General features: G+C 72.6%; 19 protein-coding genes. 9 read left to right on the forward strand and 10 right to left on the reverse strand.

Translation table 11 applies throughout. The features are described from left to right. Positions 1-3 precede the first annotated feature (3 nt). Together AB0J86_RS14085 and AB0J86_RS14090 are read left to right on the forward strand one after the other, a co-directional pair. The gene (locus tag AB0J86_RS14085; RefSeq protein WP_363856918.1) at positions 4-873 is read left to right on the forward strand and encodes a carbon-nitrogen hydrolase family protein; all 870 of its coding nucleotides are present in this window, start codon (positions 4-6) and stop codon (positions 871-873) included. A gap of 250 nt (positions 874-1123) precedes the next feature. Continuing rightward, positions 1124-1756, forward strand: coding sequence for a formyltransferase family protein (locus AB0J86_RS14090; RefSeq protein ID WP_363856920.1), 633 nt, complete (start codon positions 1124-1126; stop codon positions 1754-1756). On the opposite strand, the gene AB0J86_RS14095 is transcribed toward AB0J86_RS14090, so the two are convergent. Further along, entirely contained in the window at positions 1749-1928 is a 180-nt protein-coding gene (locus tag AB0J86_RS14095; protein WP_363857150.1) for a hypothetical protein, read from the reverse strand. The two genes, AB0J86_RS14090 and AB0J86_RS14095, sit on opposite strands and share 8 nt — an antisense overlap. Between AB0J86_RS14095 and AB0J86_RS14100 the strand changes: the two genes are divergently transcribed. Beyond that, the gene (locus tag AB0J86_RS14100) at positions 1861-2379 is read left to right on the forward strand and encodes a LysE family translocator (RefSeq protein WP_363857136.1); all 519 of its coding nucleotides are present in this window, start codon (positions 1861-1863) and stop codon (positions 2377-2379) included. The two genes, AB0J86_RS14095 and AB0J86_RS14100, sit on opposite strands and share 68 nt — an antisense overlap. Before the next feature lie 72 nt (positions 2380-2451). Here AB0J86_RS14100 and AB0J86_RS14105 read toward each other — a convergent pair whose 3' ends face one another. The 5 genes from AB0J86_RS14105 to AB0J86_RS14125 form a co-directional block, all read right to left on the reverse strand. After that, positions 2452-3786, reverse strand: a complete 1335-nt coding sequence (locus AB0J86_RS14105; RefSeq protein WP_363856922.1) for an aspartate aminotransferase family protein — start codon at positions 3784-3786, stop codon at positions 2452-2454. Positions 3787-3848: 62 nt separating this feature from the next. After that, positions 3849-4013: a hypothetical protein gene (locus AB0J86_RS14110; RefSeq protein ID WP_363856924.1), complete on the reverse strand. Its 165-nt coding sequence runs from the start codon at positions 4011-4013 to the stop codon at positions 3849-3851. A 73-nt stretch (positions 4014-4086) separates the two neighbouring features. Beyond that, positions 4087-5922 carry a carbamoyltransferase gene (locus tag AB0J86_RS14115; protein ID WP_363856926.1) on the reverse strand — a complete coding sequence of 612 codons (1836 nt, stop codon included), beginning with the start codon at positions 5920-5922 and terminating at the stop codon, positions 4087-4089. Beyond that, on the reverse strand, positions 5922-8177 hold the full coding sequence (locus AB0J86_RS14120) for an iron-containing redox enzyme family protein (protein WP_363856927.1): 2256 nt from the start codon (positions 8175-8177) through the stop codon (positions 5922-5924). Before AB0J86_RS14120 ends, AB0J86_RS14115 begins: the two co-directional genes overlap by 1 nt. Before the next feature lie 159 nt (positions 8178-8336). Next, positions 8337-9335: an Inducer of phenazine A gene (locus AB0J86_RS14125; protein ID WP_363856929.1), complete on the reverse strand. Its 999-nt coding sequence runs from the start codon at positions 9333-9335 to the stop codon at positions 8337-8339. A gap of 957 nt (positions 9336-10292) precedes the next feature. Here AB0J86_RS14125 and AB0J86_RS14130 point away from each other — a divergent pair. Further along, a complete protein-coding gene (locus tag AB0J86_RS14130; protein WP_363856931.1) occupies positions 10293-10937 on the forward strand; it encodes an HAD family hydrolase in 645 nt (214 codons plus the stop codon). Positions 10938-11304: 367 nt separating this feature from the next. Next, positions 11305-12240 (forward strand): RIO1 family regulatory kinase/ATPase, encoded by a 936-nt coding sequence (locus AB0J86_RS14135; protein ID WP_363856933.1) that lies wholly within the window; start codon positions 11305-11307, stop codon positions 12238-12240. 57 nt (positions 12241-12297) lie between these two features. Here the strand turns inward: AB0J86_RS14135 and AB0J86_RS14140 are convergent, their stop codons facing one another. After that, positions 12298-12543, reverse strand: a complete 246-nt coding sequence (locus tag AB0J86_RS14140) for a DUF2630 family protein (RefSeq protein ID WP_363856935.1) — start codon at positions 12541-12543, stop codon at positions 12298-12300. Between the two features lie 113 nt (positions 12544-12656). Then, positions 12657-12902 carry a DUF2630 family protein gene (locus tag AB0J86_RS14145; RefSeq protein WP_363856937.1) on the reverse strand — a complete coding sequence of 82 codons (246 nt, stop codon included), beginning with the start codon at positions 12900-12902 and terminating at the stop codon, positions 12657-12659. Positions 12903-13110: 208 nt separating this feature from the next. Here AB0J86_RS14145 and AB0J86_RS14150 point away from each other — a divergent pair, with 208 nt between their 5' ends. Next, the gene (locus AB0J86_RS14150; protein WP_363856939.1) at positions 13111-14301 is read left to right on the forward strand and encodes a M20 family metallopeptidase; all 1191 of its coding nucleotides are present in this window, start codon (positions 13111-13113) and stop codon (positions 14299-14301) included. 145 nt (positions 14302-14446) lie between these two features. Here AB0J86_RS14150 and AB0J86_RS14155 read toward each other — a convergent pair whose 3' ends face one another. Further along, on the reverse strand, positions 14447-18613 hold the full coding sequence (locus AB0J86_RS14155; RefSeq protein ID WP_363856941.1) for a S8 family serine peptidase: 4167 nt from the start codon (positions 18611-18613) through the stop codon (positions 14447-14449). A 245-nt stretch (positions 18614-18858) separates the two neighbouring features. On the opposite strand from AB0J86_RS14155, the gene AB0J86_RS14160 reads away from it, so the two are divergent. The 3 genes from AB0J86_RS14160 to AB0J86_RS14170 all read left to right on the forward strand — a co-directional run bounded on the left by AB0J86_RS14160 (position 18859) and on the right by AB0J86_RS14170 (position 22535). Beyond that, positions 18859-19821, forward strand: coding sequence for a helix-turn-helix domain-containing protein (locus AB0J86_RS14160; RefSeq protein WP_363856943.1), 963 nt, complete (start codon positions 18859-18861; stop codon positions 19819-19821). A gap of 306 nt (positions 19822-20127) precedes the next feature. Then, positions 20128-21204 (forward strand): pectate lyase, encoded by a 1077-nt coding sequence (locus tag AB0J86_RS14165; RefSeq protein WP_363856945.1) that lies wholly within the window; start codon positions 20128-20130, stop codon positions 21202-21204. 50 nt (positions 21205-21254) lie between these two features. Then, on the forward strand, positions 21255-22535 hold the full coding sequence (locus AB0J86_RS14170) for a cytochrome P450 (protein ID WP_363856947.1): 1281 nt from the start codon (positions 21255-21257) through the stop codon (positions 22533-22535). Positions 22536-22614: 79 nt separating this feature from the next. On the opposite strand, the gene AB0J86_RS14175 is transcribed toward AB0J86_RS14170, so the two are convergent. Beyond that, positions 22615-25419, reverse strand: coding sequence for an aconitate hydratase (locus AB0J86_RS14175; protein WP_363856949.1), 2805 nt, complete (start codon positions 25417-25419; stop codon positions 22615-22617). Positions 25420-25498 lie beyond the last annotated feature (79 nt).

Here is a 25498-nt window from a genome sequence, read left to right on the forward strand (position 1 = left end):
CCGGTGACGCAGCCCCCCGCCACCGCCCCGGACTCCCCGCTCACCGTCGCCGCCGTACAGGCCCGGCCGGTCCCCGGGGACGTCGCCGGTAACGCGGCCACCGGCGCCGGACTCGTCGGCCGGGCGACCGCCGCCGGCGCCACCCTCGTCGTGCTGCCGGAGCTGTTCCTCTCCGCGTACCACCCGCCGGCCCTGCGGGCCGATCCGGCCGGTACCGCCGTGGCCGCCGACGAGGCCGGCCGGGTCGACGACGCGCGGCTGGACCCGCTGCGCGCCGTCGCCCGCGAGCAGCGCGCCGTCGTGGTGCTCGGTGCGGCGGTACGCCATGCCGACGGCCGCCTGGCGTGCGGCGCGCTCGTGGTCGGGCGCACCGGCGAGGTGACCGCCGCCTACGACAAGCAGCACCTCTGGGGCCCGGACGAGAACGAGCTGTTCACGCCGGGCCGGCAGGGCGGCACGCTGGTGCTGGACGGCTGGCGGCTCGGCCTGGGCGTCTGCTACGACGGCTGCTTTCCGGAGCACGGGCGCGCCGCCGCCGTGGACGGGGCGCACGCGTACCTCTGCCCGAGCGGCTACCTGGCGGGCTCGGAGCACCGCCGCGACCTCTACTACCGCGCCCGTGCCCTGGACAACACCATGTACGTCGTCTTCGCCAACTCCGTCGACGGCGCGGACCCGTGGCGGTTCAACGGCGGCGCGGCGATCTGGGACCCGGAGGGTCGGACGCTGGAGCAGGCGCCCGACACCGGTACGGCCGTGGTGACGGCGGTGCTCGACCCGGCCGAGTTGACCCGGGTCCGCTCCGCGCACAGCATGCTCGCCGACCGGCGGGCCGACCAGGGCGGGCGGCGGTACGTGTCGGTGGCCGGGTAGCCGCGGGCGGCGGTACGTGTCGGTGGTGGGGTGGCCACGGGCGGCGATGGTGAACGACGCGTGAAATGTGACGGCCGCCAAGCGCGTCCGTGACAGCGCCCGGGAAGCTCGCTATTATTGCGATCGATGTTGTCGATAACGGGAACCACACCGTTTCGGCGAATATTAATCGGGATCGGCCGACCACGTCTCATTGTTTCATTTATGAACGATGGGGCGGCGTCGGCCGTTACGCGGGGAGGCGCGTTCGATGGCGGAAACTCCGGAAAAGTGGGAAGCGCCGGCTCGGGGGCAGAAGATACTTCTCCTGCTCTCCACGGACGCCGACACGGTGGAATGGTGCCGGATCGCGGAGGCCTACACCAAAACCCTCTTCTCCGACGTCCAGGCCGTCTACTGGGAGGTCGGGACCCCGTTCCCGGACGAGGTCGAGCAGTGGGAGGGTGACTGGATCCTCTCCTTCCGGGGCGACCTCATCGTGCCCGAACGGGTCTACTCCCGGGCCCGCAAGGGCGCGATCAACATCCACCCCTCCCCGCCCTGGTTCCGGGGCCTGGGCGGCCAGTACTACGCCATCTACGAGCGGCACGAGCGGTACGGCTCGACCTGCCACCACATGGCGAAGTCGGTCGACTCCGGCGACATCATCGACGTCCGGTACTTCCCCATCGCGCCGGGCGAGACCGTCACCTCGCTGCGCCACCACGTCGGGGCGGTCTCGCTCGTGCAGTACCTCGACCTCGTGGCGAACTACATCGCGCTGGACAAGCCGCTGCCCAAATCGGACGAGCAGTGGGGCGACAGGCTCTACACCTCCGCGCAACTGCGCACCTGGCTGGCCGAGAAGCGGGTCAGCGATCCGGAAAACAACTGCTTCAAATGACGGCATCGGGTGAATATGTGATCTTCGCGGCGAGTTTCGCGGCCTCGGCGGCGTCGCCGGGGCCGGAAATCGCCGCGATTCTCGGAAGGTCGCTGTCGAAAGGGCTGCGTGGCTGCGCGCCGCTCACCGTCGGCATCATCGTCGGAAAACTGACGATGCTGACCGCGGCCATCGTCGGGATCGCGGCCCTCGTCGCCACGCTCGGTCCGATTTTCACCGTGGTGCAGTACGTCGGCGCCGCGTACCTGCTCTATCTCGGAATACGGAAGTGGCGGCGCGCGAAGAACGCCGCGGCGGAGGGCGCCGTACCCGAGCGGGGCGGCGTCGGGACACAGATGGCCCTCGGGCTGGGGCTGACCCTGTCGAACCCCATCGCGATCGCGTTCTACCTCGCGCTGCTGCCCGGGGTCGTGGACGTCGCGCGCATCACCGTCGGCACGTACCTGATCCTGGTCGCCATCATCGTCGCGGTCATGCTCGTCACCGTGACCGTGTACGGCGTGATCGCCGAGGTCGCCCGCCGGATCTTCACGGGGAGCCGGGCCAAGGTCTGGATGGACCGGCTCTCCGGTTCGATGTTCGTCGCCGCCGGGCTCTGGGTGGCGCTGCGCCCGCTGCTGTGAGCGAGCCCGGCCGGGCGCACGTCCGGCCGGGCTTCGGATTCGAGCCCGGCCGGCGGATGCGTCCGGCCGGGCTCAGGCCCGTACGGAGGCCGGGAGGCAGGCGCGGACCACGTCGGCGAACCGGTCCACCATCTCGGCGATCTCCGACTCGGTGGCGATGAACGGCGGGGCGAACAGGACGTGGTTGCCCACCACCCCGTCCACCGTGCCCGAACCCGGGTAGATCAGCAGCCCGCGCCGCAGCGCCTCCCGCTTCAACGCGGCGGTGAGCTGGTCGCCGCCGGTGCTCGGCGCTCGCGTAGCCCGGTCGGTCACGAACTCCACGCCGACGAAGAGCCCCCGCCCCCGGATGTCGCCGACGACCTCCTCGCCGGCCAGCGCGGCGGCCAACTCCTCGCGGAGCTGCGCCCCCCGGGCCAGCACGTTGCCCAGCAGGTCGTCGTCGACGATGGTGCGCTGCACCTCCAGCGCTACGGCGCAGGCGAACGGGTGGTTGACGTGGGTCTGCCCGTTGCGCAGCACCCCGGAACCCCGTTCGAGCGCCGCGTGGATCTCATCCGAGACCACGATCGCCGAGATCGGCTGGTAACCGGCCGCCAGCCCCTTGCCGACCGCCACGATGTCCGGGACGATGCCGTCCTCCAGGTAGGCGTACGGCAGCCCGGTGCGGCCCATGCCCGCCATCACCTCGTCGAGGATCAGCAGTACGCCGTACCGGTCGCACACCTGTCTGACCTTGCGGAAGTAGCCCGGCACCGGCGGGACCGCCCCGCTGGTCGAGCCGACCACCGTCTCGGCGAGGAAGCCCGCGACGTTCTCCTTGCCGAGCAGCAGGATCCGTTCCTCCAACTCGGTGGCGAGCCGGTCGGCGTACTGCTCGGCGGACTCGTCGTCCCGCTGGTCCCGGTACGCGTAGCAGGGCGCGACGAACTCGGCCGGACCGAGCATCGGCTCGAAGATCGAGCGGCGCTGGGCGTTGCCGGAGACGGCCAGCGTGCCGAGGGTGCTGCCGTGGTAGTTCTGCCGCCGGGCGATGAAGGTCGATCGGCTGCCCTCGCCGCGTTCCCAGTGGTACTGGTACGCCACCTTGAGCGCCAGCTCGATCGCCTCGGAACCGCCCGAGAGGAACTGCGCCTTGCCCGCCCCGCCGTACGAGGCGACCAGCGTGTCCGCGAGCTCCTCGGCCGCGGCGGTGGTGTAGCTGCCCGCGTGCGCCCAGGCGAGCTGGCGTGCGTACCGCTCCATCGCCGCCACGATCCGGGGGTGGCAGTGGCCGAGGCTGGAGACGGCGACCCCGCCGCAGGTGTCCAGGTACCGGTTGCCGTCCTCGTCGATCAGCCAGACCCCTTCCCCGCCGGCCGCCCGGATCGGGTTCCTGCCGATGTTCTTGTAGATCACGTTGGACATGCGGACCTCTTTCGTCGTCGGTCAGGCTGGTCGGTGGCGCGGCGGGGCCGGCCACGCCCCGGTCAGGCCGGTCGATGGCCGCCGCGCGGGCCGGGTACGGCACCCAGGTCCCAGGCGGAGGCGGAGCGGTGGAACCGCCGGCCGAACCGGGACGACCCGGTCAGCCGCCGGAACCAGGAGACGGGCACCAGTACGGTGACGAACAGCAGTGCTGCGAGCAGCCTCATCGGACGCTCTCCCTCGAAGTGGTGGTCGCGGTACGTCGGGCGGCGGGCGGCCGCCGGGGCCGGTACGCGTCGCTCAGTCGAGCGGGATCTGCTCCCGCCAGTCGACGGCCTCGGCGTACTCGGGCTGGTCCTCCTTGCGCAGCACGAACGAGCCGAGTACCAGGACGTCCATGCCGGTGCGCATGAAGCAGCGGTACGCCTCCTCGGGTGTGCGCACGATCGGCTCGCCCCGGACGTTGAAGGACGTGTTGACCAGCACCGGGCAGCCCGTCCTGGCCTTGAAGCTGCGCAGCAGGCGCGCGAAGGCGGGATTGTCGTCCTCGGTCACGGTCTGCACCCGGGCCGACAGGTCGACGTGGGTGATCGCCGGAAGCTCCGAACGTACCTCGTTGATGCTGCCCAGGCCGGTGTTCGGCCCGCCGTGGCGGATCCCCTCGGCCCGGATGTGCTCGGCGACCTCCGAGACCACCAGCATGTACGGGCTCTGCGCGCCGAGGTCGAAGTAGTCGCCCGCGTCCTCGGCGAGCACGGCGGGCGCGAAGGGGCGGAAGGACTCGCGGAATTTGATCTTGAGGTTCATCCGTTTCTGCATCTCGGTGTCGCGCGGGTCGCCGAGGATCGAGCGCGCGCCGAGCGCCCGGGGACCGAACTCCATGCGTCCCTGGAACCAGCCGATGACCGCCCCGTCGGCCAGGTGCCGGCTCGTCTCGTCGAAGACCGCGTCCCCGTCGAAGCGCTTGAAGACGTACCCGTTCTCGACGAGGAACGTCTCGATCTCCTCGTCCGGGTAGCTCGGCCCGAGCAGCGCCCCGCGCATGGCGTCCCGGCCGGTGGCCAGGTGCGGCCGGCCCGCGACGCGTACCGAGTGGTCGAGCGCGGCGCCGAGCGAGCAGCCGGCGTCGCCCGCCGCCGGCTGGATCCAGAGCGCGTCGACCAGGCCGGAACGGCTCAGCACGCCGTTGGCGACGCAGTTGAGCGCCACCCCGCCGGCGAGGCAGAGCCGCCGCTCGCCGGTGCCGCGTACGGCCGCCCGGGCCAACCCCAGCACCGCCTCCTCGGTGACCTTCTGCACCGAGGCGGCGAGGTCGCACTGGCGTTGGGTCAGCGGGGTCTCCGGGCGGCGGATCGGCCCGCCGAAGAGCTCCTCGAACGCCCGGCCCACCATCCGGCGGCCCTTGACGTACTCGAAGTAGCGCAGGTCGAGCGTGAACGAGCCGTCGTCCCGCAGGTTGACGAGCTTCTCCCGGATGAGGTCCGCGTAGACCGGCCGCCCGTAGGGGGCGAGCCCCATCAGCTTGTACTCCCCGGAGTCCACCTTGAAGCCGCAGTAATAGGTGAAGGCGGAGTAGAGCATGCCCAGCGAGTGCGGGTACGAGATCGAGTCGACCAACTCCAGCGAGCTGCCGCGGCCGTGCCAGATGGTGGTGGTCTGCCACTCGCCGACACCGTCGATGGTGACCACGGCGGCGCTCTCGAAGGGCGAGGGGAAGAACGCCGACGCGGCGTGCGAGCGGTGGTGCCGCGACGCGGTCGCCGCCGGTGCCCGGCCGCGTCCGAGCGCGGCCAGCTCGTCGTCCACCCGGGTGAGCACGTCGCGCTTCCAGCGCAGCCACTCGGGCAGCACGGCCGAGAACGGGACGAGGCCGCCCGGTCCGGCGCTGGCGAAGGAGGAGAGGACCCGGCCGAACTTCAGCTTCGGGTCCTCGTAGTAGACCACGGCGTCGAGGTCGTCCAGCGCGATCCCGGCGGCGTCGAGGCAGTAGGCGACGGCCTGCCGGGGAAAGCCGGAGTCGTGCCGGATCCGGCTGAACCGCTCCTCCTGCGCGGCGGCGACGGGCGCCCCGTCGGCGACCAGCGCCGCCGCGCTGTCGTGGTAGTACGACGAGATTCCGAGCGTGTACGACGGCATCAGGACCCCAACTTCACTGGTACGTGATGGAACAGGGACTCGTCGCCGGTCCGCGGCCGGGCGGCGCGCCAGGGCGACGCGAACCGGTACCCGATCAGCCGCGCCCGCCGACCGGGCAGCGGCGCGAGCGACTCGTAGCCGATCCGCACCCGCCGCCAGACGTCCTCGCGCTCGCTTCCCGTGGAGCGCGCGACCACGCGGGACATGTGGCTGTCGATGGCGTCGGCGGCCCAGGCGGAGTGCCCGGTCGAGACGTTGTCGATGGTGTTGTGGATGTCGACGAACTGCGTGCTGAAGCCGTAGTGCTTGAGGAACCTGCGGGCCGTGCGGTAGCTGCCGCCGACGCCGGAGAGCTCCATGGCCAGGTTCATGCCGAGGATCTCCGGCAGGAACGTCAGCGGCAGCTTGCCGAGGCAGAGCCAGTACACGGGCCGGCGGAAGGAGGCGTCCTCGAAGCGGGGGTCGTACGCGAACTCGCGGCTGCCGGTCGGCGCCAGCTCGATCCCCATGTCCCGCAGCACGTCCCGGTAGATCTTCGGGTGGTTCAGCGGTACCTGGCCGTTGCCCAGCTCGTCCCAGTAGGTCTCGAAGAGCGGGGCGCCGACCTGCGACGAGGCGAGACTCAGCTCGGTGAAGCCCTGCAACCAGGCGCCGTCGATCAGCGTGAGCGGCGCGAGTTGCAGCGTGGAGTCGACGATCTCCTCGCGGCTGGGCAGCCGGTCCGGGTCGTCGTCCGCGAACTCGGCGCCGTGCCGGTCGTGCTGGTCCAGCAGCCACGGGCGCAGCCCCTCGCTGGGCCAGCGCGGCGGCAGCGAGCGGTCCGAGCGGTCCAGCGACAGCTCGGCCTGGGCCAGCCACTTCCGCACGTACCGGATCGCGAACCCGCGGGTCCGCGGGGCGAGCGCCCGCCCCTGCAGCACGAAGTACGCCTCGCGGACGCTCTCCGGCTCCACGCCCTCGGCGCTCGCCGCGTCGGCGGGCGGCGTACCCCCCTCGGGCGGGTCGATGCGCGGACCCCCGAGCGTCCCGGCTCCCCGCGCCGCCGCACCGTCCCCGCCGGCCTCGGGCGCCCCGGCGGGGGTGTGCCCGGCGGCCTCGGGCGCCCCGGACGGGGTGTCGTCGCCATCCCGGCCGGCCTCCGGCAGCCAGTCGATCCAGCGGCTGATGATGGCGACGTCCTCGGGGGAGAAGACCCGGAACATCGGGCCGCGCCAACCGAGCAGACCGTTCACCAGCGCGCTGCGCGCCGAGTTCCCGGGGCGGACCAGCCTGCTGCGCGCCAGCACCGCCAGCAGCGGTGCCGGGTCGTCGACGGCCTGCCTGAGCCAGGACGAGAGGTCCCGGCCGGCGAGCGAGAAGTGGTGGTGGTAGACCGAGCCCTCGCGGGCGCGGGCGCGCAGCAGGTTGGCCATGGCCCGGTCGGGCTCGAAGACCTCCCGGCACCCGTCCGCCAGCACGGCCGTCCACCGCCGCAGCGCCGCCGCCGTCCACGCGGCGCCCCGGACGACCCGCCGCCGGGTCTCGTCGCCGAGCGCGGCGTACTGTTCGGCGACCCAGCGGGAGACCTCCAGCGGCGGTTCGGCACCGGCCTCGGGCGCGGTGCTCAGGTCCAGCCGGTCCCAGTCGATGCCGGCGCGGTCCGCCGCCCGCAGCGCCGACCACCAGGGCAGGCAGCCGATGGAGCGCAGTACCAGGTCGATGCCGGCGATCTCCGGGCCGAGCGCGTCGCTGCGCCGGCTCGCCGCGTAGAGCGCCGCCGCCAGGCTGAACAGCTGGTCCGGTACGGCGCGCTCGCTCGACAACCCGTACGGCTCGACCGCGATCTCGGGTGCGCCGTGCCGCTTGGCCAGCGCGGTGAACTCGTCGTACCGCCAGAAGTGCGCCCGGCCGGCGCCGACGTCGGCGGCGAGCAGCGCCAGCACCCGCAGCTGGACCTCGTCCTCGAAGACGCCGGGTGCGCTGGCGCCCTGGTTCCAGCAGCCGAGGGCCGAGGCCATCGGTGCCGACCCCACGATCAGCGTACGCACCAGCAGGTCGGCGCGGCCGCGCTCACGCGCGGCGTCGAGGCGCTCGCCGAACCACCGGGCCTGTTCGGCCGACCAGGAGACCGCCGTTTCGACGACCGCGGTGAGTTCCGGTTGCGCCCCGGCCGGGTCGCCCGCGGGCGGGGCGAGCGCCGCCATGATGCGCTGCACGTCCCCGAGGGGGAGGAACAGCTCGGGGTTGGTCACATCCCTGAAAATCTTGCGCCACATCGATAGATCCTCTGCACGACCTGTCCTGCGCCGCGGCGGCGGCAGCTTCAGAACATGGGGTAGATGGACGAGTCGGGCTTCTTCTTCGGCCTGCGGCCGAAGATCCGCAGGATGAGGTTCTTGAGGAATTTCATGCTGGGCTCCGATCGGTCGGGCGGGTCAGACGACCTCGAGAAGCTTCCGGGCGACGAAGTCGTGACCGTCGTCGGTGAAGTGGATCCGGTCGACGAACAGCCACTGGTCGTCCCTGAGCGACTCGGACAGGATCGGGCTCATGTTGACGAAGCCGACGCCCATGGCCTTCGCCTGGTCCTCCAGCAACGTCGCGTACTCGGTGCAGATGTCGGGGTCGAGGATGTCGCCGTACTGCTCGCTGAACCGGCCGATCGCGTCGAGCTCGGCGAAGAGCGCCTCCTCCTCGACCGTGCCCCGGGGCCGTACCCACCCCGACAGCGGCTGCAGTACGAAGGTGAGCTTGGCGCCCCAGTCGGCGGCGAGTGCCCGCCATCCGTCGAGGTGCCGGATGGTCAGGTCCGCCGCGTAGCGGAGCTGCTCCGGCAGGCTCGGTACGACCGGCTCGACCCGTTCCGGCTCCCGCTTGCGCAGGATGCTGAGCAGCGGCTTGTTCGTACGGTCGGCGCCGTCGAACGCCTCGTGCCAGCGGGTGTACATGAAGAAGGTGCCGTGCTCCTCCTGCCGGCTCTCCGGCATCCGGGCCAGGCCGAGGTTGTTGAACCCGGAGAAGAGCACGATCTCGTCGACCCGGGGCAGCAGGTGCCGGTACAGGACGAGCAGCAGCAGTTCCTGGGTCGAGTTGAAGCTGCGCCCACCGAAGTTCATCCAGGGCTGTTCGCGTCGGTCGTGGGTGGACATGCGGGAGGCGAGCGTCCAGGCGTCGGAGCTCGCGCCGATGCCGAAGACCGTGGAGCTGCCGGCGATCAGCCGTACGGAGTCGATACCGGCGTGGTCGACCGGTGAGTAGCGGGTCGAGTCGCGATGTGAGTAGCGGAATCCGGCCGAATCGGTATTTACAACAGTCGATCGATATTTGGCCGGATGGAAGTAGATCAGGTTGGGGTGCCAACGGACCAGGCCGCTGTCGGCGAAGCGGTCGGCGTAGGCGGACATTTGCGGGGTCAGGTCAGACCGCGCGGACATGGTGGTTTCCTTTCGGCGCGGATTTTGGCCATTCTGGCCGGCGGTGGCCGGATCGGGGCGGGTGGGCGTGCGGCGCGGGGGTGTTCCGGCGCGGGCACCACGATGTGTCCGCCCGCGCGACCGTCGGCGCGATCGTCGCTCGGCCGGGGCGTTCCGGCCGAGGTGTCACGGCCGGCCGGTGCCAGTGATCTGCGCGGTGGAAATGGCTGGTCAGCTTGGTTGACGACGGTTCGCCTCGACGCCGCGGCGGAGGCTCCCGGTCGGACTGGCCGAACCGGCGGTCCCACCACGGTGTAGGGCGGCGCCGGGCTCGGAGGGTGCTGGTCTGGCGGGTGGACGGTCCGGACGTTGGATCGAAGGGAGTGCTCCATGGCGCATGCCGCACCGACCTGGAAATGAATCGGTAGAGGGTGTCCGGGATGCCGGATATTGGAGCACTGGTATTACGGTGACGGTCCGTAAAAATTGACTATAATGTTTCCCCCGTTTTAACAAGAAACATTTCAAGCTGACCTAAAGAGAGGCTAGCGGAGCTGGCGTCACAGGGTCAAGGTCCCTGATCTATTCGCCGTGATCAATTGCCTTTTGCCGGGTCGCTGCCGGTCCGGGTGACCGTGCCGGTCGGGCGGTACGGGGCCGACCCGCGCCGGCGGGGGCACACTCGTGAGAGCGACCGCGCCGGTCGGGCGGTGTCGGGCCGACCCGCGCGGGCGGGTGCACTCGGCCCGGTTGACCCCGGTCGGGTGGGGGCGCCCCACCGGCGCCGCGTGGCCGCCACCGGCAGGACGAGAGGGCCCTCGGTACGGCGTCCCCGCCGGTGCCGTGCCGTGGCGGTCCGCTCGGGACCGGCGTCCGGGCCCGACCAGCCGCGGCCGAGGTGGCGTGACGCCCGGGTGGCGTGGTTTGTTAACCGGCCGGGGCTGTTCCCAGGTGGTGGAAGTCACGTAGTGTGCGCGAGTGCCGCTGCTGCTCCTCGATCTGGACAACACCCTCCTGGACCGGGCCGGCGCCTTCCGCGCCTGGGCTCTGGAATTCCTGCGGGAGATCGGGGCGCCCGAACGCGACATCGACTGGCTCGTCTCCGTCGACGCCGACGGGCTCACCGACCGGTGGGACATCGCCGACGCCATCCGCGAACGCTACGAGCTGCGTATCCCCTCCATCGACATCGTCGAAGCGCTACACGAGGGGTTGGTCGAGCACACCAAGCTGGATCCGCTGGTCGCCTGCGCGCTGCGCATCGCCGACGACGCCGGCTGGGTACCGGTGGTGGTCAGCAACGGCACCGTACGGCAGGAGGACACCAAGATCAGGCGTACCGGGCTGGACCGGTACGTGGCCGACTGGGTGATCTCGGAGGAGGTCGGGGTCAGCAAACCCAACCCGCGGATATTCGCGCTCGCCGCCGAGCGGGCGCGGATGCGGCTTCGGGGCGCCTGGGTGGTGGGGGACAGCCCCGAGACCGACATCGGCGGTGCCGCCGCCGTCGGCCTGCCCAGCGTCTGGCTGCATCGCGGTCGGCGCTGGATGGAGTCGCGGTTCGCCCCGACCCGGACCGAGGACGGACTGCTCCCGGCGCTCGCCGCCGTACTCGGCGCCTGAGCCGCCCCGCCGGGCACGCCCGGCGCCCGACGGCACGCCCGCCCGCGGAGCCGTCGAGCCGTCACATCCGTTACAGCGCCACGGCCGATCACCGCGTCACGGCGGTCACGACCGTCGGCGCCGTCGCGGCGCGGGAACTGCGACGGGTAGCCGCGACGGGGGAGTGGCGACGGGTAGCCGTGACGCGGGAGCCGTGACGCGGGAGCCGTGACGGCGTAAATCGGTTGACGCGCGGGCGGGCCGGCGCGAGGCTTGCCCGGTCGTACGGAGTCCGGGTTCCACCCGGTCGAGGAGAGGAGGTCGCTGTGGCTGTCGTTGTCCGGCGCTTCGCCCTGCCCTCTTTCTCTTCGACCAAAGGACTTCCGCTGTGCGCGAGCACGACCAGGTACCACCGGCGCGTGGGCGCCGTTCCCGCCGTTTCGACGACGACGACCCGCAGTTCCTGAAGCGGTCGCGGCATGTGACGCCGCGCGCCTTCGACACCAACGCGGACCTCGACCAGCCCGAGACCGGTGACCGCTGGTCCAGCTGGGACCAGGCGGTGCACGGCCCCGAGCCGCGGCCCGACTGGCTGGTCACCGATCTGGCCGCCGTCGACACCGAACTCGGCGTGCTGAAGACCGGCAAGGAGGCCGACGTCCACCTGGTCCGCCGGGGCGTACCCGGGACGGATCGCACCTGCCTGCTCGCGGCGAAGCGCTATCGCGACGCCGACCACCGGCTGTTCCACCGGGACGCCGGTTACCTGGAGGGGCGGCGGGTCCGGCGGTCGCGGGAGAACCGGGCGATGGCGGCCCGGACGTCCTTCGGGCGGCAGGTGATCGCCGGGCAGTGGGCCAGCGCCGAGTTCGCCGCGCTGGCGCAGCTCTGGCAGCTCGGGGTCGAGCTGGGCAGCGTCGCCGTGCCGTATCCGGTGCAGCTGCTCGGGACCGAGCTGATGCTGGAGTTCGTCGGCGACCCGGACGAGGGGCAGGCCGCGCCCCGGCTGGCCCAGCTGCGGCCGGAGCCGGCCGAACTGCGGAACCTCTGGGACCAGCTCGTGGCCGCGCTCGTCGTACTGGCCCGGGCGGGGATGGCGCACGGCGACCTCTCGCCGTACAACCTGCTCGTGCACGGCGACCGCCTGGTCCTCATCGACCTGCCCCAGGTGGTGGACGTGGTGGCGAACCCGCAGGGCCGCGACTTCCTGGCCCGGGACGTGCGCGTGGTCTCAGCCTGGTTCGCCGCGCGCGGGCTATCGGCCGAACTGACCGACCCGACCGAGCTGACCACCCGGCTGCTCGCGGAGGCGGGGGTCCGCTGACCCGGGCGGGCGGCACGGCCGCCGGCGGGTTTCCCCCGCCGGCGGCCCGGTCGGTGGCTACTGGAGGTAGCCCTCCACCTCGCGCTTGCTCCGCACGTGGGCACCGCCCGGGTCGGCGCCGAACTCGCGCGCCGCGCGGCGCTGGCGCAGCAGGTCCCAGCACTGGTCCAGGGACTCCTCCAGCTCCCGCAGCCGGTTGTGCTCCTCGTCGGTGGATATCTCCTTGCTCTGTACCTGCGTACGCAGCTTGTGCTCTTCCTCGACCAGCTCGTTGATCTGAGCCAGGATCGTCTTGTCGTCCATGCCGACGAGCCTGACACACCCGGCCGCGAGCGACGAGTTCCCCGTCGATCTAGGGCAAATCGACGTGATTGGAGATCAACTCACCGGGATTTGCCCTAGATCGACGGGGCCGGTTACTGGAGATACCGCTCGACCTTGGCCGTGTCGCGCGCGCCCGCCGTCTCCGGGTCGCTGCCGGCCTGCCGGGCGGCGCGCCGCCGCCGGAGCAGATCCCAGCACTGGTCCAGGGACTCCTCCAGTTCCCGTAGCCGGCTCCGGTCGTCGTCCGACGAGCCCTGCGTCGACTGGGCCCGGGCCCGGAGCCGGTGCTCCTCGTCGACCAGCTCGGTGATCCGGCTCAGAATCGTGCTGTCGTCCATGTGCCGAGCCTGTCACAGCGCCCGGCCGGCCGGCGGGCCGTTGCCGCAACGGCGGCGCCGCGCCGAACCCTCCCGCCCGAGCGTCGCCCGACGGCGGCGGTCGGAGACGGTGCGGGCCGGACGTACGCGAGCCACGCCGACCGCCGGTCCCGGCCGGACTCCTAGGATCGGACGGAACCCCGCAAACGATCACCGACCGAGGAGACCGATGAGCCTGCGAGAGGAAGCCGCCGCGATCCAGGACGAGCTGGCCGCCCTGCGTCGGGAGCTGCACCAGATTCCCGAGATCGGGCTGTACCTGCCGCTGACCCAGCGCAGGGTGCTCGACGCGCTCGACGGGCTGCCGTTGGAGATCAGCACCGGTACCGGGCTCTCCTCGGTCACCGCGGTGCTCCGGGGCGGCCGTCCCGGGCCGGTGGTGCTGCTCCGGGGCGACATGGACGCCCTGCCGGTCACCGAGCGTACGGGCGCGGAGTTCAGCTCACGCCACGACGGAGTCATGCACGCCTGCGGCCACGACCTGCACACCGCCGGACTGGTCGGGGCCGCCCGACTGCTCGCGGCGCACCGCGAAGAACTCGCCGGGGACGTGGTCTTCATGTTCCAACCGGGCGAGGAGGGGCTCGACGGGGCCGGGCACATGATCGCCGAGGGGGTGCTCGCCGCCGCCGGACGGCCGGTCGACGCGGCGTACGGGCTGCACGTGCTCTCCTCGATGTTCGGCCGAGGCGTCTTCGCGTCCCGTCCGGGCCCGCTGATGGCCGCCTCCGACGGCCTCTTCGTCCGCGTCGTCGGGGCGGGCGGGCACGGCTCCCGGCCGCACACCTCGCTCGACCCGATCCCGGCCGCCTGCGAGATGGTCACCGCGTTGCAGACCATGGTGACCCGCCGGTTCGACGCCTTCGAGCCGGTCGTGCTCACCGTCGGCATGTTCCACGCCGGCACCCGGCGCAACATCATCCCCGACGACGCCTCGTTCGAGGCGACGGTACGCACGTTCTCGGCCGAGATCAGCGACCGCTTCGCGGTGGAGTCGGTACGGCTCTGCGAGGGGATCGCCGCGGCGCACGGCCTGACGGTCGAGGTGCGCTACGACCGGGAGTACCCGGCCACTGTCAACGACGCCGCCGAGCACGAGTTCGCCGCGGCGACGGTGCGGGAGGTCTTCGGCGAGGAGCGGTTCGCGCCGATGACGTACCCGATGACGGGGTCGGAGGACTTCTCCCGGGTACTTGAGCGGGTCCCTGGCGCGTACGTCTTCCTCGGCGCGTGCGCGGGCGACGACCCGGAGCGGGCTCCCTCCAACCACTCGCCCGAGGCCGCCTTCGACGACAGCGTCCTCGCCGACGGCGCCGCGCTGCTGGCCGAACTCGCCGTCCGGCGCCTGGCCCGCGGCTGACGGTGCCTGGCCTGCGGCTGACGGTGCCTGGCCCGCGGCTGACGCCGGGCGCCGGGAGTAGCCGGCGCCGGGGCCCGGCGCGGATGTCCGGAGGGGCCCCGCACCGCCGCTTGCCACGGTGGCGAGGAGCCCCTCCGGGTACGCCCTAGCGCAGCGGCAGGCGGTAGACCCCGCCGGCGCGGGTGCCCGCGAAGAGCCACCGGCCGTCCGGGCTGGCCGCCAGCGCCGTCACCGCCGGGTCGGGCAGGCCGGCGCCGATGTTCGCCCAGCTGCGACCCCCGTCGGTGCTGCGCAGCACGCCCCGGCCGCCCTGCACCAGTCCGGCCGCCGAGAACGTGTTGAGACCGGCGTAGAGGTCGTCACCGACCGCGACGATCTGGCTGACCCGGATCGGCAGCCCCTGCCGGCCGGTACCGAGCTGCCGCGCCTCGGTGAAGGTACGGCCGCCGTCGGTGCTGACCCGCAGCTCGGTGCCGCCCACCACGATCCGGTTCTGCTCGACCCGCAGCGCGGTCACCGGACCGTCGAGCACCTTGACCCGGGTGGCGCCGCCGTCGTCGGAGCGCCAGAGGCCGGCCTGGTCGCCCAGCCACAACCGCCGCGCGTCCCGGGGATCGCCGGCCACCGCCGCGTACCGCGTCTGGTGGTCGATCCGCTTCCAGCTCGCGCCCCCGTCCCGGCTCACCAGCAGCCCCGCGCCGGCCAGGTCGTAGTACGGGATGAAGAGCTGCCGGGCGTCGGCCGGGTGCACCGCCAGCCCCAGCGGGGTGGCGTCGTGCAGCAGCGCCTGGGTGAAGGTGGCCCCGCCGTCCGTGCTGCGCATCAGCCGGGTGCCGAACCAGCCGTTGAGGTAGAGCTTCCAGACGGTACGGGGATCGGACGGCGAGACCTCCAGCCCGCGTACCGACAGCCCGATCATGCCCTCACCGCCGGAGGTACCCCAGTCGAGCCGGTCCGGGTCGCCCGGCAGGGGCACCCGGAACAGGTCGCTCTCCGTACCGACGAGCAGGTTCCCGCCGGTGGTGGCGAGCCGGTTCACCTGCTGCCCCGGCACGCCCAGCCGGGTGAAGGTCTTCGCGTCCGAGGTGGCGTAGACGCCGACGCCCTCCATGCCGAGCAGCACCGTACGGTCGTCGCCGGGCCACTGCGCCAGGTCGTACGTGATCGCGTTGACCGGCTTGGCGACCGGGGTCCAGGTCCGGCCGCCGTCGCGGCTGAGCTGCGTCTGGTCGTACGCGTCGACGAGCAGCGCCCGCCCGGTACCGCTGAGCGCGAAGACGTTCTCCGTGCGCAGCGCCTCAGCCCAGCTCTTCCCGCCGTCGGTGCTGGTCCAGACGGTGCCGTCGCGCTGCCCGACGGCCACCGTGTCACCGGCCACCGCCACGTCCATCAGCCACTGGCCGTAGTCCTGGGCGGCCCGGACCACGCGCGGCGTGCCGCTCAGGCCGTCCCAGCGCCAGAGACCCTCGTCCGTGGACAGGTACAGGTCCTTGCCCGCGAAGGCGACCGCGCTGACGGTACCGGCGAAGGGGGCGGGGGTGGACGTCCACGATCCGCCGCCGTCCCGGCTGGTGTGGAGCTGGTCGCCGGCGACCGCGACCAGCACCCCGCCCGAGGAGTCCTGCGCGAACGCGTCGATGTGCCGGTCGGGGAAGGGCAGCACCCGCCAGCTCGCGCCGGCGTCGTCGCTGCGCAGCACCCGACCCTGGTACGTCGGGTCGGTGCCGCCGTTCACGGCCGCCCAGATCCGGTCGGCCCGCTTCGGGTCGACCGCCACCATCGGTTGCCCGTTGACGGCCGCCACCGGGGTGAGCCGGCGGTACGTCCAGCTGCGGGCGTGGTCGGTGCTGAGCCAGATCCCGGCGGTGTAGGACGGGGCGACCACCAGCCGGTCCGGGTCGGCGGGGGTGGTGCTCACCCTGCCGCCGGTGTCGGTCGGCCCGACGAGCTGCCAACCGCCGCCGGTGCGCGGCTCGGCCACCTCGAACGTGGTGCGCCCGACCAGGGTCGGTCCGGTGGCGGTGGGCACGTTCGCGGTCACCGCGTAGACGCCTGGCGCCGGGGCGGTGATCGGGGCCCGCCACCAGAGGTCGTGGTCGGACCGGAGCGTGACGCGGGTCTGCTCGCCGCGCGGCGAGCGGAGCGTGACCGTGGGGGCGGTCGAGACCGGCTCCACCGTGTGCACGAAGACCTCGCTGCTGCCGTCGCTGGGGTCCGGGGTCACATAGACCTCGGGGGTCCGCACCGCCAGCAGGTACGGCACCCGCAGGGCGGGGCCGCCGCCCGCGGCGGTGGCGGTCAGCCAGCCGGAGACGTCGCCGCTGCCCTGGTCCGGGGCGCCGGCGGTGACGCGTACCGTCACCGTGGCCCGGCCGCCGGCGGGCACGGCGACCCGGTCCGGGGTGATCCGGACGGTACCGGGGCTGCCGGGCGCCGGAGTGGCCGCCAGCCGCAGCCGGGCCGGCCGCCCGCCGTCGTTGCGCAGCGTGACCGTGCGGGTGCCGGTCGCCTCGCCGGTGGCGAGGTCGGCGAGCCCGAACGAGAGCGCGGTCGGCTCGGCGGTCAGCTCCGCGTCGGCCGCCGCGGCCACGTCGAGCCGGCCCGCGCCAGAGACGGTCGGCGCGGTCTCCGGCAGCGCCCGGGCCGATCCGACCAGCGCCGCCCCGACGCGCGGGGCCGTCGCCTCCGGCCGGAGCTGGCGCAGCAGCGCCGCGGCGCCGGCGACGTGCGGGGAGGCCATGCTGGTGCCGCTCATCCGGTACACGCCGGGCGCCCAGAGCGAGGTGGGTACCGAGGAGCGGATCTCCACGCCCGGCGCGACGATCTCGGGCTTGGCGTGCCAGCGCGGGTCGGGGCCGCGCGAGGAGAAGCTGGCGATCCGGTCGGTGGCGTCCTCGCCCGAGATGGTCACCCGCACCCGGCCCGCGTCGAGCCGGGCGCGCAGCTGCTGGTACTGGCCGGCGTCGGTGACGTCCAGGATGACCAGTCGGTCGAACCGCAGGTCGTCGCGGGCGCCGAGGCCCGTGACCGGCGCGGTGGTCAGCTCGTTCGGCGCCGCCGACGCGACCACGCCGGGGTTGTAGCCGACCGCGGCGAGGGCGCCGCGCCGCTCGGCCTCGATGAACGGGTCACCGTCGAGATCACCGCCGCCGTACGGCGTACCGGCGATGAGCAGCACCTTGCCGCGCACGTCACCGGCCCGCTGGAAGTCCTCCGGCGTACCGGCGCCGAGGTCGACCACGTCGCCGGTGACCGGGTTGGCCGGCGGGTTCGCCGAGCTGGCGTTCCGCGCCGCCTGGATCCGCTCCCTGCGCGGTCCGGCCAGGTCGGCGACCGGAACGCGCACGCCGCTGGTCGAGGCGCCGACGGCGATCACCCCGTCGGCGGCGGCCGGGCTGCCGACGGTCCGCTCGCCCGGCCCGCTGTTGCCGGCCGCGGCGACCACCACGACGCCGGACTGGGCCGCCCGGGTCGCGGCCTGGCCGACCGGGTCGGTGCCGTCGCCGTCCCCGCCGAGACTCATGTTGATGACGTCGGCCCGGTACGGGTTCTCCGGGTCCACCGCCGCCTCGATCCCGGCGACGATGTCCTCGGTGGTGCCGTAGCCGTCGGCGTCCAGCACCTTGTACGCGGTGAGCGTCGCGTCCGGGGCGACGCCGGTGACGGCCATCGCGCCGCCCGCGCCGGTACCGGCGATGATGCCCGCCACGTGGGTGCCGTGTCCGTGGTCGTCGGCCGGGTCGGTGTCCTGGTTGACGAAGTCGTACCCGCCGGCCACCTTCCGCCCCGGCCCGAAGCCGCCGCCGAGCGACGGGTGCCGGTAGTCGACGCCGGTGTCGATGACGGCCACCGTGACGCCGGTACCGCGCACCGGGCGCCCGGTCGGGTCCTTGCGCTGCCAGACCTGCGGCGCGCCGATCAGCGGTACGGCGTCCAGCGGCGCGCCGACGCCGGTACCGCCACCCGCACCGGTGTTCGCGGTCGGGACGCTCGCGACGGTGTTCCCGGTCGGGACGTTCGCGTCGCGGACCTGGAACCGCTCGACGTCGTGGACCGCCTTGACGCCCGGCAGCCGGCGCAGCGCGTCGACCTGCCCGGACGGCACCCGCACGGCCATGCCGGGCAGCAGGACGTGGTACGACCGCCGGTGGGTCAGCGCGATCCGGGCGCGCCTGGCCGCCTCGGTCACGCCCCGCTCGGCCCCGTCGACGGCCTCCCGAGCCTGTCGCACCCGGGTGCCGGACTGCGCGTCGACGGTGCCGCGCTCCGGCGCGGCGGCGATGGTCGGGACCGCGTCGAACTCGACGATCACGGTCTCGAGTGGACCGGAGGCGGGCGCGGCCGAGGCCGGCGCTCCGGTGGTCAGGGATGCGGCCAGCAGGGCGGTGCCGGCCGCCGAGGCTGCCCGGGCCCATCTGGAGCGCGTCGGAACGGCGCCCGGTGGGCTGGTCGGATACGACGAGAACATGCCTATGAAGGGAACTGGTCACCTCCGCTTCGGGCAATGGTTGCCAACGTCACGTTGGTGCCGTTGGCACCTCACGGCCAGAATCAGCCGTGGTTTTCGAGACGAACGCCCTGGCGGGTGCCGGTGTCGACGCCGAGGACGAACGGGTGTTGCGGGCGTTGCTGATCCGACCACAGGCGACCGCCGACGAGCTGGTGGCCGAGAGCGGCCAGGCGCTGGCAGCCGTCGCCGCCGCGCTCGACCGGCTCTCCCGGCGCGGCCTGGTGGCCCGCATCGCCGGGGAGCCGGCCCGCTTCACCGCCGCGGATCCGCGTACCGCGCTGGACGCGTTGATCCACCCGGCCGAACAGGCGCTGCGCCGGGCCCGCGACGCGGTCGCCGAGCTGACCGCGCTCTTCCACACCGCGCGGTGGGAACGACCGGCGGGCGGCCCGGTCGAGGTGGTGACGGGGCACGAGGTCGGCCGCGCCTTCGTACGCCTGCAGCAGAGCGCGGTACGGGACGTGCGCGCCTTCGACCGTCCGCCGTACGTGCTCGCCGCCGGCAACCCGGTCGAGCCCGGCATCCTGGCCCGGGGCGTACGCTGGCGCGCCGTCTATCACCCGGACGCGCTGGTCCTCCCGGGGGCGATCAACGAGATCCGTACCCTGGTCGGCCTCGGCGAGCAGGCCCGGGTGCTGGCCGACGTTCCGTTCAAGATGCACCTGGTGGACGAGCGGGTGGCGGTCATCCCGCTGGACCCGGACACGGCGACCGTGCAGGCCGCGCTGGTGCACCCGTCGGCGCTGCTGGACGCGTTGCTGATCGTGTTCGAGTCGTGCTGGGAGCGGGCCACCCCGCTGGACGCCGCGCCGGCCGAGGAACAGATCTCCGACGAGGACCGGCAACTGCTCGCGCTGCTGGCGGCCGGGGTCAAGGACGACGCGATCGGCCGCCAGCTGGGCCTCTCCGTGCGCACGATGCGCCGGCGGATCCGCCGGTTGCTCGACCTGCTCGGCGCGCAGACCCGGTTCCAGGCCGGCATGCAGGCGACGCGCCGCGGCTGGATCTGACCGGGAGCACGCCGCCGTCGCGCCGCGGCAGACCTTGACGAATGTCGATGGTTGACACGGGCGGGGCCGTCTGGTCCCATGGGGAGCAGGAGGAAAGCGCTTTCCCCCTCTCCCCACCCGTACCCCGCCAGCCGTCCCCGCCCGTAGCTCCCTGCCCACCGGCGCCGGTGGCGGCGCCGCGTCCCGGCGTGACCGCCGCACCGGTGGCAGACCCCGTTCCACGCCGAGCCCGCCCGGTCAGCCCGGGCCGACGGTCGGCGCCCACTCCTGGACGGCGCGGCGGAACCGCACCGAGAGGCCGAACCCATGTCCCGAACCACCACCGCGCGCGGCACCCGCGCGCCCCACCGGCACCGGTGGCGGCTGCTCGTCGCCGCCGGCCTCGCCGCCGCGACCGCCGTACCGGCCGGGCCGGCCGCCGGCACCCCGCGCTCCGCCGCGGATCCCGCCCCGGCCCGGGCGTCGGGGGCCGGGCCGGTCGCGGTACGCCCGCCCACCGCGCTGGCCGCGAACCAGCCGGACGGCTTTGCCAGCGTCAACGCGCTCGGCCAGAACGGCACCACCGGCGGCGTCGGCGGTCCGGTGGTGACCGCCACCAACGCCGACGACTTCCTGGAGTACATCGACACCGTCGGACCGCTGGTCATCCAGGTGTCGGGCGTGATCCGGATCAGCAGCAAGCAGGGCGTACGGCCGAACAAGACCATCATCGGCGTCGGCAACGCCGAGATCACCGGTGGCGGGCTGGACTTCTACCGGTCGTACAACGTGATCGTCCGCAACATCAACTTCACCGACGCGGAGGACGACGCCGTCAACGTCGGGCAGAACTCGCACCACCTCTGGATCGACCACAACCGCTTCAGCGGCGCGGTCGACGGTTCGGTCGACATCGTCCGTGGCGCCGACTACGTGACGGTCTCGTGGAACCACTTCGACCGTTCCGACAAGAGCATGGTGATCAGCCACTCCGACGGTGCGGGCTCCACCGACACCGGCCATCTGAAGGTCAGCATCCACCACAACTTCTTCGATCACAGCCGGCAGCGCCACCCCCGGGTACGCTTCGCCGACCCGGTGCACGTCTACAACAACTACTTCCTCGGCAACGAGCTCTACGCCGTCGCCTCGACCGAGAACGCGGGCGTACTGGTGGAGTCCAACTACTTCCAGGACGTGCCGTACCCGGTCTACTCCGCCAGCGGCTACGCCGACAGCGGCCCCGGCCGGGCCGTGCAGCGCGGCAACATCTTCGTCAACTCCGGCACCCCGGAGACCGCCGGTACGGTCGTCGAGCCGCGCACCTACTACGCGTACCAGCTGGACCCGGCCGCGAACGTGCCGTCCCTGGTGCGGGCCGGCGCGGGGGTGGGGCGGATGTAGCCGAGCCCGCGGGCCGTCACACCGCCAGGCCCGCTCGCTAACCTGTCGGCGTGACCGGGGAACTCGACGTCCAACCGTCCCATCCGCTCCCGCCGGTGCCGCTCGGCGCCGACCTGTCCGGCCCGTACGCCGAGTATGCCGCGCTGCGTCAGGCCGCGCCGGTGCACCGGGTGGTCCTGCCCGACGGCGCCACCGCCTGGGTGGTAACCCGCTACGCGGACGTGCGGGCCGCACTGGCCGACCCCCGGCTCTCGATGAACAAGGCGAACGGCAGCGGCGCCTGGAAGGGCTTCTCGCTGCCGGGGGCGCTCGACGCGAACCTGGCCAACATGGACCCGCCGGACCACACCCGGATCCGCCGGCTCGTCTCCCAGGCATTCACTCCGCAGCGGGTGGAGAAGCTGCGGCCCGCCGTGCAGGCCGTGGCGGACGAGCTGGTCGACCGGATGGCTCCGGCGGGTCGCGCCGACCTGGTCGCCGAGTACGCCGTGCCACTGCCGGTGGCCGTCATCTGCGACCTGCTCGGGGTGCCGCAGCGGGACCGGGCCGACCTGCGCGACTGGACCGAGGCGATGACCACGCCGCCGCCGGACGATCCCACGGCGGCGGTGCGGGCCGTGCGGGAACTGGCCGGGTTCATGGTCCGCCTGATCGCCGAGAAGCGCCGGGACCCCGGCGACGACCTGATCTCCGCGATGATCGCGGCCCGGGACGGCGTCGCGGACGACGCCGGTACGTCGGGCGGCACCGGTACGCCGGGCGACCCGGCCACCGCCGCCCGCCCCGCCGACCGGCTCGGCGAGGACGAGCTGACCTCGCTGGCGTTCGTGCTGCTCTTCGCCGGCTACGAGAACTCGGTGCACGCGATCGGCACCGGGCTGCTGGCGCTGCTGCGACACCCGGAGCAGCTCGCCGCGGCCCGTCGCCACGAGGAGCTGCCGGTTCCGGTCGTCGAGGAGCTGCTGCGGTACGAGCCGCCCGGGCCGCTCGCGCTGCGGCGCTTCCCCCTGGTCGACATGGCCATCGGCGGTGTCACCATCCCGGCCCGCGAGACGGTGCTGCTCGGCCTCGCCGCCGCCAACCGCGACCCGGACCGCTTCCCGGACGCCGAGGAGCTGGACGTGGCGCGCCCGGCGAACCCGCACCTGACCCTGGGGCACGGGATCCACTACTGCGTCGGGGCGCCGCTGGCCCGGATGGAACTCCAGATCGCCATCGGTACGCTGCTGCGCCGGTTCCCCGGTCTCGCGCTGGCCGTACCGGCCGAGGAGCTGACCTGGCGCCCGTCGTACCGGAGCCGCGCGCTGCGCGGCCTACCGGTCCGGTTCTAGGTGGGCGCCGGCCGGCCGGCGCCCACGCAGGAAAAACCCCTGCCACCGGGCGGCCGGTGGCAGGGGTCTTTTCCGTGGATCAGCTGTTGAGCATCTTGCGCAGGACGTACTGCAGGATGCCGCCGTGCCGGTAGTAGTCGGCCTCACCGGGGGTGTCGATGCGGACCACCGCGTCGAACTCCACGCCGGTGTCGGTGCCGACCTTCACGGTGCGCGGGATCTCGCCCTCGTTGAGCGCGGTCACCCCGCTGATCGTGAAGGTCTCGGTGCCGGTCAGCCCGAGCGTCTCGGCCGTGGTGTCGGCCGGGAACTGCAGCGGCAGCACCCCCATGCCGATCAGGTTCGACCGGTGGATCCGCTCGTACGACTCGGCGATGACCGCCCGTACGCCGAGCAGCATGGTGCCCTTGGCCGCCCAGTCGCGCGACGAGCCGGAGCCGTACTCCTTGCCGGCCAGGATCACCAGCGGGACGCCGGCGGACTGGTACGCCACGGACGCGTCGTAGATGGTGGTCTGCTCGCCGGTCAGGTGGTTGACCGTGAAGCCGCCCTCCACGCCCGGTACCAGCTGGTTGCGCAGCCGGATGTTGGCGAACGTGCCGCGGATCATCACCTCGTGGTTGCCGCGCCGCGAGCCGTACGAGTTGAACTCGTGCCGGGCCACGCCGTGCTCGGCCAGGTACCTGCCGGCGGGGGAGTCCGCCTTGATCGAGCCGGCCGGGGAGATGTGGTCGGTGGTGACCGAGTCGCCCAGCTTCGCCAGCACCCGTGCCCCGGCGATGTCGCCCACCGGCCGCGGGTCGTGGTCCATGCCCTCGAAGTACGGGGGCTTGCGCACGTACGTCGAGGAGTCCGACCAGGAGAACGTGTCGCCGGTCGGCGTGGGCAGCGACTGCCAGCGCTCGTCACCGGCGAAGACGTCGGCGTAGTCGCGGGTGAACATCTCGCTGGCGATGGCCCCGGCGATGACCTCCTCGATCTCGGCCGGGCTCGGCCAGATGTCGCGCAGGTAGACCGGCTGCCCGTCCGACCCGGTGTCGATCGGCTCGTTGGCCAGGTCGATGTCCATGGTCCCGGCCAGCGCGTACGCCACCACCAGCGGCGGCGACGCCAGGTAGTTCATCTTGACGTCCGGGTTGATCCGCCCCTCGAAGTTGCGGTTGCCGGAGAGGACCGAGACCACCGACAGGTCGTTCTCGTTCACGGCCGCGGAGATCGCCTCCGGCAGCGGGCCCGAGTTGCCGATGCAGGTGGTGCAGCCGTAGCCGACCAGGTGGAAGCCGAGCTTCTCCAGGTACGGCGTGAGGCCGGCCCGCTCGTAGTAGTCCATGACCACCTTCGAGCCGGGCGCCAGCGTGGTCTTCACCCACGGCTTGCGGGACAGCCCGCGCTCGACCGCGTTGCGGGCGAGCAGGGCCGCGCCGATCATGACCTGCGGGTTCGAGGTGTTGGTGCAGGAGGTGATCGCGGCGATCACCACGGCGCCGTGGTCGAGTTCGCACTCGACGCCGTCGTCGGTGGTGAAGCGGATCGGGTTGCTGGCCCGTCCCTTGGCGCCGGTGGCCGCCGAGACCAGCTCGTGCGGCTCGTCGGCCGGGTCGTTGATGTCGTTGGCCGGCGGGTCGCTGGCCGGGAAGGACTCCTCGCTCGCCTCGTCGGCCGGGCCGTGGTGCACCGGGTTGTCCGCCCCGACGTAGTCGATCAGCGCCGAGCGGAACATCGTCTTGGCGTTGCCGAGCGGCACGCGGTCCTGCGGGCGCTTCGGCCCGGCGAGCGACGGCTCGATGGTGGAGAGGTCCAGCTCCAGCCGCTCGGAGTAGTCCGGCTCGGCGTCCGGGTCGTGCCAGAGGCCCTGCTCCTTGGCGTACGCCTCGACGAGCGCGACCTGCTGCTCGGGGCGGCCGGTCAGCCGGAGGTAGCGGACGGTCTCGTCGTCGATGGGGAAGATGGCGACGGTGGAGCCGTACTCGGGCGACATGTTGCCGATGGTGGCCCGGTTGGCCAGCGGTACCGCGCTCACGCCGGGACCGTAGAACTCGACGAACTTGCCGACCACGCCGTGCTTGCGCAGCATCTCGGTGATGGTCAGCACCAGGTCCGTGGCGGTGGTGCCGGCCGGGGCCTCGCCGTGCAGCTTGAAGCCGACGACTCGGGGGATCAGCATGCTGACCGGCTGGCCGAGCATGGCCGCCTCGGCCTCGATGCCGCCGACGCCCCAGCCGAGCACGCCCAGGCCGTTCACCATCGTGGTGTGCGAGTCGGTGCCGACCACCGTGTCCGGGTACGCCTGGCCGTTGCGCTCCATGATCGTACGGGCCAGGTACTCGATGTTGACCTGGTGCACGATGCCGGTGCCGGGCGGGACGACCTTGAACTCGTTGAACGCGGTCTGGCCCCAGCGCAGGAACTGGTAGCGCTCCTTGTTGCGGTCGTACTCCAGCTCGACGTTGCGGACGAAGGCGTCCTCGCGGCCGAACAGGTCGGCGATGACCGAGTGGTCGATGACCAGCTCGGCGGGCGCGAGCGGGTTCACCTTGGTGGGGTCGCCGCCGAGGTCGCGGACCGCCTCGCGCATGGTGGCCAGGTCGACCACGCACGGCACGCCGGTGAAGTCCTGCATCAGGACCCGGGAGGGGGTGAACTGGATCTCCACGCTCGGGTCGGCCGTGGGCTCCCAGCCGCCGAGCGCCCGGATGTGGTCGGCGGTGATGTTGGCGCCGTCCTCGGTGCGGAGCAGGTTCTCCAGCAGGATCTTCAGGCTGTACGGCAGGCGTTCGTGCCCGGCCACCTTACTGATCTTGAAAATCTCGTAGCTCGCGTCTCCGACGCGCAGCTGGCTCTTCGCACCGAAGGTGTCGAGGCTCGCCACGTCGTACTCCTTCACGCTGTTTCTCGTCCCGGCCCGCGCGGTCCGGCCGGGAGGGCGACTGTGCGTAGTCCTGAGCAGTCTTTCGTACGGGTTA

Source organism: Micromonospora sp. NPDC049559 (assembly GCF_040676675.1).
Classification (GTDB): domain Bacteria; phylum Actinomycetota; class Actinomycetes; order Mycobacteriales; family Micromonosporaceae; genus JBFAPK01.